This is a genomic window from Halomonas sp. TH-94 (genome assembly GCF_057473365.1).
Map to the genome: position 1 here is coordinate 40,757 of NZ_JBYCKL010000045.1, position 6,287 is coordinate 47,043.

Annotated in this window: 9 protein-coding genes and 1 pseudogene; 3 read left to right on the forward strand and 7 right to left on the reverse strand. The window is 63.1% G+C overall.

All coding sequences use genetic code 11. The annotated features are described in order from the left end of the window. Positions 1-7 precede the first annotated feature (7 nt). A complete protein-coding gene (gene nfsA / locus AC2VNO_RS09200; protein WP_486933856.1) occupies positions 8-739 on the reverse strand; it encodes an oxygen-insensitive NADPH nitroreductase in 732 nt (243 codons plus the stop codon). A 146-nt stretch (positions 740-885) separates the two neighbouring features. Here nfsA and AC2VNO_RS09205 point away from each other — a divergent pair, with 146 nt between their 5' ends. Further along, complete coding sequence (locus AC2VNO_RS09205) at positions 886-1,503, forward strand: LysE family translocator (protein ID WP_486933864.1); 618 nt, start codon at positions 886-888, stop codon at positions 1,501-1,503. A 64-nt stretch (positions 1,504-1,567) separates the two neighbouring features. Here the strand turns inward: AC2VNO_RS09205 and AC2VNO_RS09210 are convergent, their stop codons facing one another. After that, positions 1,568-2,044: a metallophosphoesterase family protein gene (locus AC2VNO_RS09210; RefSeq protein WP_486933857.1), complete on the reverse strand. Its 477-nt coding sequence runs from the start codon at positions 2,042-2,044 to the stop codon at positions 1,568-1,570. Positions 2,045-2,245: 201 nt separating this feature from the next. Between AC2VNO_RS09210 and bfr the strand changes: the two genes are divergently transcribed. Beyond that, positions 2,246-2,713 (forward strand): bacterioferritin, encoded by a 468-nt coding sequence (gene bfr / locus AC2VNO_RS09215; RefSeq protein WP_486933858.1) that lies wholly within the window; start codon positions 2,246-2,248, stop codon positions 2,711-2,713. 75 nt (positions 2,714-2,788) lie between these two features. On the opposite strand, the gene AC2VNO_RS09220 is transcribed toward bfr, so the two are convergent. After that, positions 2,789-3,811: an SDR family oxidoreductase gene (locus AC2VNO_RS09220; protein ID WP_486933859.1), complete on the reverse strand. Its 1,023-nt coding sequence runs from the start codon at positions 3,809-3,811 to the stop codon at positions 2,789-2,791. A 177-nt stretch (positions 3,812-3,988) separates the two neighbouring features. Between AC2VNO_RS09220 and AC2VNO_RS09225 the strand changes: the two genes are divergently transcribed. After that, positions 3,989-4,204 carry a DUF3820 family protein gene (locus AC2VNO_RS09225; protein ID WP_486933860.1) on the forward strand — a complete coding sequence of 72 codons (216 nt, stop codon included), beginning with the start codon at positions 3,989-3,991 and terminating at the stop codon, positions 4,202-4,204. 25 nt (positions 4,205-4,229) lie between these two features. Here the strand turns inward: AC2VNO_RS09225 and AC2VNO_RS09230 are convergent, their stop codons facing one another. The 4 genes and pseudogenes from AC2VNO_RS09230 to AC2VNO_RS09245 form a co-directional block, all read right to left on the reverse strand. Continuing rightward, a complete protein-coding gene (locus AC2VNO_RS09230; RefSeq protein WP_486933861.1) occupies positions 4,230-4,583 on the reverse strand; it encodes a hypothetical protein in 354 nt (117 codons plus the stop codon). A gap of 35 nt (positions 4,584-4,618) precedes the next feature. Next, positions 4,619-5,503 (reverse strand): CopD family protein, encoded by an 885-nt coding sequence (locus tag AC2VNO_RS09235; RefSeq protein WP_486933862.1) that lies wholly within the window; start codon positions 5,501-5,503, stop codon positions 4,619-4,621. 5 nt (positions 5,504-5,508) lie between these two features. After that, positions 5,509-5,880: a copper resistance CopC family protein gene (locus AC2VNO_RS09240; protein ID WP_486933863.1), complete on the reverse strand. Its 372-nt coding sequence runs from the start codon at positions 5,878-5,880 to the stop codon at positions 5,509-5,511. Between the two features lie 89 nt (positions 5,881-5,969). Then, a pseudogene (locus AC2VNO_RS09245) lies at positions 5,970-6,287 on the reverse strand (peptidase M42); the annotation flags it as partial.

A 6,287-nucleotide genomic window follows, 5' to 3' on the forward strand; every position in this document is an offset into this window, starting at 1 on the left:
GGCTACCTCATTTCATCTCGAAGCCACGCTTGGTCAGAAACTCGCGCATATGGGCACGCAGCTTGGTGCTAAACAGCGGGGTCAGGTTTCTGGACCAGTTGGTGTCCTTATTGCCGCCTTTGCGCTGGCCATAGTAGGCCTGCATGGTGTCGTCGAAGGCGGCCACCAACTCACTGTCGTCGCTGTAGGTGTCCTCCTTGAGGATCGCTTCCACCGGCAGGCGCGGTTTGACGTCGGGCTCGTGGGCCGGGTAGCCGAGGCATAGGCCAAACACCGGGTAGACGTGTTCAGGCAGCCGCAAGAGGTCGCTGATCTCCTGGGGGTTATTGCGAACTCCACCGATGTAGCAGATACCCAGCCCTTCGGACTCGGCGGCAATGACGACATTCTGGGCCATCAGGGCCGCGTCCACACTGGCCACCACCAGCTGTTCGGTCATGCCGCGCACGACGTCGGCACCGCTGCGTTCTGCCGCCTCGGTGGCCCGCTTCATGTCGGCACAGAACACCAGAAAATCGGAGGCGGTTGCCACGTAGGACTGTCCGCCTGCCAGCTCGGCGATCTGTTCGCGATTGGCGGGGTCCTTCACGTGAATGACGCTGTAGGCCTGTACGTGGTTGGACGTTGCCGCGGCCTGGCCGGCGCGAATCAGCTCGACCAGCAGTTCGTGGGGGATCTTCCGGTCGGTGAATTTGCGAATCGAGCGATGGGATTTCAGCAGTTCGATGGTGGAATTCATATCGCCTCGCGATGCCTGTCGATAGTTATCCTGCTTAGTATCTTTCATTCCAGCGCGCATTGCATTTTTAGGCGTGCTGTCAGATGTGGCCGCAGATCCGCTATCCTGCCTACGAAAAGCCGAATAACTTCGCCCTGGTAACCCAGATGGACTTACTGACCCTACTGTTCTTCGTGCCGGCATGCTTCGCTTTGAACATGGCACCGGGTCCCAATAACCTGCTCTCCATGAGCAACGCCAAACGTTATGGGGTGCGCATGGCTTGCCTGGCCGGTATCGGTCGCCTGGCGGCTTTCGTGGTGATGATCGTCCTCGCGGCCTCGGGCCTGGCTACCGTGCTCTACACCTCCGAGAAGCTGTTCCTGCTCATCAAGGTGCTGGGTGCCGGTTACCTGTTCTGGCTCGCCTACCAACTGTGGGGTGTCGATAGTGACCACGAGAGCGTAGCAGCAGCCCCGATGGGCCTCTGGGGTATGGGCCGTCAGGAATTCCTGCTCGCCGCCGGCAACCCCAAGGCCATTCTGATCTTCACGGCGTTCCTTCCTCAGTTCGTGACGCCAAGCGGCAACGTGGCCTTCCAGTTCCTGATTCTGGGCGCCCTGTTTCTGGTGCTCGAGTGGGTGGCCATCGTCGGCTATGCCTGCTTCGGCGCCTTCCTGCGCCACTGGTTCTCGCGCCCCGCGATGCGCCGGTTTTTCAACCGCACCTGCGCGAGCCTGTTGGCGGGCGCCGGCATCGGCCTGCTGGTGGCAAGGCGAGAGTAAGCCTCGATGCCGGTCCACCGTAACGTTCGAGTCAAACGACTGAGCGGGCCTCATGGCGATGGCTTCACAACGGAAGATGCTGGATGGCGCCTCTCAGGCCGCGCTCGTCGGCCCATAGCTTGCCCAGGGTGATGGGCAATCGAAAGCGGCGCTTGCCGGCCGCACCGGGGTTGAACAGCAGCCGGCCGTCCTGCCACTCGTTTCGCGGCTTGTGGGAGTGGCCGTGGAGTACCGCATCGCAGGGTGTGGCCGGGTCGAACTCCTTGAGGATGTGAGTGAGATGCAGGCGCCACCCGTTGACGACGATATCCCGGGTTGTCGGCAGCTGCTCGGCCCAAGGGGCGGTATCTATGTTGCCGCGCACCGTTAGGGTGGGGGCCAGTTCGCTCAGCCGCTCAAGGATGGAGACGTCCTCGTCTCGCTCGCCCACGTCGCCAAGATGCAGAATGAGTTCGCAACCCTCAAGCAGGGTCAGCGCCTCGGGGCGCAGCAGGCCATGCGTATCGCTGATGACGCCTATCGGGCGTTGATTGGCTTGCATGGGAGGTCCCCATCGCGGTTCGTTACCGGTGGCAATTCTCAGTGTTGCTTCGAGGCGACTCATTACAAGGTAGCAAATGACAAATGCGAATCGCACACGGAAGCAATATCAAACTGCTGAATTGTAAGGGAATTTGACCGTCCATGCGATTCAACCTAGGATGGACTCATTCGTACGACTCGCGCCAAGGGAAGGACACGCATGAAAGGCAACCAAAGCATCATCGACGCCCTGAACGGCCTGCTGGCGGCAGAGCTCGCCGCCATGGACCAGTATTTTCTCCATTCCGAGATGTACGCCGATTGGGGGCTCTCCAAGCTTTACGAACGCATAGCCCATGAATTCGACGACGAAAAGGGCCATGCCAAACAGCTGATCGAGCGGATCCTGTTCCTGGAAGGCAAGCCCGACATCCATACCCGCACCCCGGTGCGCATCGGTAGCGATGTCGAGGAAATGATCGCCAACGATCTCCAGCTCGAATACGAAGTGGGCGACGCGCTCAAGGAGGCCATTGCCCTGTGCGAGCGGGAACGCGACTTCCAGACCCGTGACGTACTGCTGGGACTGCTGGCCGACACGGAAGAAGACCATGCCTACTGGCTTGAGCAGCAGCTGCGCCTGATCAAGATGCTGGGCAAGCCGAACTACCTGCTCTCTCAGATGTGAACTGGAACCACTCGTCACGATGACGGCAAAACTCAAGGCCCCGCGCAGCGGGGCCTTTCGCTTTTCGTTATACGGTCATGCGCCCCCCGTGGCGGCGTAATCCTGGCCGGTGGCAAAGCTGGACTCCTGCGAGGCGAGCAGGACGAACACTCCGGCGATCTCGACCGGTTGTCCGGGGCGGCCCATCAGAGAGTCCTCGCCAAAGCGGGCCACCTCCTCCTGTGGCTGGCCGCCGCTGGGCTGCAGCGGGGTCCAGAACGGGCCGGGCGAGATCGAATTGACGCGAATGCCACGGTCGGCCACCTGCTTGGACAGTGTCTTCGAGAAGTTGACGATGGCAGCCTTGGTCATGTTGTACTCGAGCAGGATCTTGGGCGGATCTTCGGCCACCATGGAAGCGACGTTGATGATCGAAGCCCCTTCCTCCATGTGCGGCAGGGCCGCCTTGGTGATCCAGAACATCGCGTACAGGTTGGTCTTCATGGTGTCGTCGAAGATCTCGGTGCTGACGTCCAGGATCGACTCCGCCCACTGCTGACGAGCGGCGTTGTTGACCAGAATGTCGAGCCCGCCGAGCCGCTCCACCGCGGTTTCCACCAGCTCACTGCAGAACGCCTCGTCGCGAATGTCGCCGGGGATGGCAACCGCGGTGCGCCCTTCCGCCTCGATCAGTTCGATCACCTCGCGGGCGTCGGGCTCCTCCACTTCCAGGTAGTTGATGGCCACATCGGCCCCTTCACGGGCGTAGGCAATGGCCGCGGCCCGGCCGATGCCTGAATCGCCGCCGGTGATCAACGCCTTGCGCCCCGCGAGGCGGCCGCTGCCGCGATAGCTCTCCTCGCCGTGGTCGGGCCGCGGGTCCATCTCACTGGCCAGACCCGGCCACTCCTGGGGCTGCTCGGGGAACGGCGGCCTGGGAAATTGCTCCCGAGGGTCCTGCTTCTGCGTGAGAGGGCTATCTGCAGGGCTGCCTTGGGCCGAGGCCTGGCCGCCGTTCTGCTGGGCGAAAGCGGGTGCGGCAACGGCGGCGGCCACACCGGTGGCCAGGCCGCCGACGAACTTGCGGCGGGTGGGGTCGTGAGGACGATCCGGATTCATACGGAGTCTCCCTTCCTTGGGTGAATGGCAAGCCGATTGTTTTGAAACTAGCCCGCCTGCTCGACAATTCAATGCCGGGTCGGTAACCGTGTGTTGTTCCCTGAACGAGCGGAGCGACTTGCCCGATAGCGGGAATGCTGGTGGGATAGCCGGCAGCGCAACGAGAGGAGAGCGGACGTGCAGCCAGAAGATCTGGAAAAGTTGGTAAGTCGACGGATGCCGTTCGGCAAGTACGAAGGCTGGCTGATCGCCGACCTGCCAGGGCCCTACCTCAACTGGTTCGCCCGTGAAGGCTTCCCGGCCGGCGAGATCGGTGAGTTGCTCCACCTGATGCACGAAATCGACCACAACGGGTTGAGCGCTTTGCTCGACCCACTACGGCGGCAGCAGTAACCCCACTGACCGGCCGGCCCGCGCTCTACTCACCGGCACGACGCCGCTCGGCCAGCGCACGCTCGAATTCCAGGCGGTACGCCTCGGCATGCCGGGCCGGGTCGTCAGGGAAACGGCCCAGCCCCACCGCCAGTTCAAAGAAGCCCCGTGCCGGCAGGCCATCGCGTCGGCTGACTACCAGAGCGGCAATGAGGGGCCGATCCTGCTCGGCATCCTCACGCATCAGCGTTTCGAGCGCCTGAGCCACGCGCTGGATGGTGCGCGGCGGTGTGAGCCCCAGCGCCTCGGCAAGCTGCTGGTAGGTCAACGGAAGCGCGTCTTCCGGAGCGGCTTCGAGCAGGCGGCGGGAGCGGGCAGGCAAACTGGCGTCATGGGTCATGGCGGATCGGTACACTCGGCGCGTGAAGCGATAGCCTACCGCACCGGCGAGGACGTGGTCAGCAGAGTGGCGGCGACCAGCACGATCATTACCATCAGACAGGCTTCAACGGCGATGCTTCGCATCAGCCGCCGGGAAGCCTCCGCCTCCCCCCTGGCGACGGCTGGTACCAGCCACCAGCGATTGGCCGCACCAAGCAGCAGCAGCCCCACTACCAGAGCCAGTTTCAGCGAAAGCAGCTGACCGTAAGGGGTGGTCAGCAACGCACTCGGCCGGCCACCCATTAGCCACATGGCCAAGCTCCCCCCGGCAATGAGCAGCAGCGGCACCAGCATCAGACCGAAGCGTCCGAAGCGCTGCAGGAGCTGCTGCGCTTCGCATGAAGCACTATTCCTGGCCATACGATAAAGAGGCAGCAGCGCCGCGGCCCAGAAGGCAGCAAGGCCCAGGTGCAGTATGAGCAACGCGCTCTGCCAGGGTGCCCCGCGGGTATGACCGACTCGAGAAAAGGCCACCAATACCAGGAGGATGCCGAGCAAGCCGGACCCATGGCGAATGACACGAGGCACGTCTCTCCATGCGAATATGGGCAGCACCACCAGCCCTACCAGTGCCAGGCGCAGCCGTTCACCCTGGGCGCTTTCTCCGACGATGCCCAGCAGCACCGGATTGAAGGCCGATGCCCAGTTGCCGCCACCCAGGTAGGCGGCTTGCAATAGCCATAGCAACAGCAACATGCCGACAGCGCACCAGGCGGCAATGCAGATACTGCGGTTGATCACGAGAGTGTCGCGAGACGGCAGGGCGGCAAAGGCGAAGCGAAACAGTACCCCGCCTACTGCCAGCAGCGCCGCCGTATAAAACCCCGCCAAGGCCAGAACGCGGCTGGCCGTCCAGGGGTCCAGTGCGGTCAACGCCATGCTGTCTATTCCTGGATGGCGAAGCGGTAGCCCCCCGACATGGCATGGCCGTCCTCGGCGATCCCGCGCCAGACGACCTCGTAATCACCGGGGGCCAGGGTGTCGGCAGGCACCGCCACATGCCGTTCCGCTGATGCGCCGATTGGGTCTTCACTCAGCTCCACCAAACCCTCCGGTCCAGTGACATCGAACTGGGTGATACGGATCGGAGAGTCGAACTGAAGCTCCAACCGCTCCGGAGCCTGCTCCAGGATCGCCCCGGCCTCGGGCTGGGTGGTGGAGACGTGCGCATGCGCCCACAGCGGCGAGCTTGCCAGCAGCAGGCTGACTGTCGCGGCCAGCAACGCCGCCCGGAAAACGTTCGATTCAATGCCCATCCAATCCTCACTTGTTCGATGATCGCTGCCTTGGCTAGGCGGCTCCTCTACGAGTAAGCCGCCTACCCGTTACACTGGCCGCCCGCTCCTCAGGAGGGGTGTTTCTGCTGGTGGCCACTTGAGACCTGACCGCGCTCTTCCTTGTCCTCGTCGGGCTTTACCGAGCCCTGGTGCGACAGTGGCCGAGCCTGATCCAGCCGCGGGTGGTTGTCGAGAAACTCGCGGTGCGGGTCCGGCAGCGCATCCAGCGCCTGAAGGGTACGAGTCAACACGTGTACGGCGGCCAGCACGTCCTGGGTGTTGCCGGTTTCCGAGATGGTATGCATGTTGCGAATGGGAAAGCCGATGGAGGTGGCGGCACAGTCAATGGCGGCCAACACACCGGCCATGCCGTCGGTGCCGGTGTC

Coding starts and splice junctions, on each gene's coding strand:
- nfsA (WP_486933856.1), bottom strand. CDS start 739: ATGAATTCCACCATCGAACTGCTGAAATCCCATCGCTCGATTCGCAAA.
- AC2VNO_RS09205 (WP_486933864.1), top strand. CDS start 886: ATGGACTTACTGACCCTACTGTTCTTCGTGCCGGCATGCTTCGCTTTG.
- AC2VNO_RS09210 (WP_486933857.1), bottom strand. CDS start 2,044: ATGCAAGCCAATCAACGCCCGATAGGCGTCATCAGCGATACGCATGGC.
- bfr (WP_486933858.1), top strand. CDS start 2,246: ATGAAAGGCAACCAAAGCATCATCGACGCCCTGAACGGCCTGCTGGCG.
- AC2VNO_RS09220 (WP_486933859.1), bottom strand. CDS start 3,811: ATGAATCCGGATCGTCCTCACGACCCCACCCGCCGCAAGTTCGTCGGC.
- AC2VNO_RS09230 (WP_486933861.1), bottom strand. CDS start 4,583: ATGACCCATGACGCCAGTTTGCCTGCCCGCTCCCGCCGCCTGCTCGAA.
- AC2VNO_RS09235 (WP_486933862.1), bottom strand. CDS start 5,503: ATGGCGTTGACCGCACTGGACCCCTGGACGGCCAGCCGCGTTCTGGCC.
- AC2VNO_RS09240 (WP_486933863.1), bottom strand. CDS start 5,880: ATGGGCATTGAATCGAACGTTTTCCGGGCGGCGTTGCTGGCCGCGACA.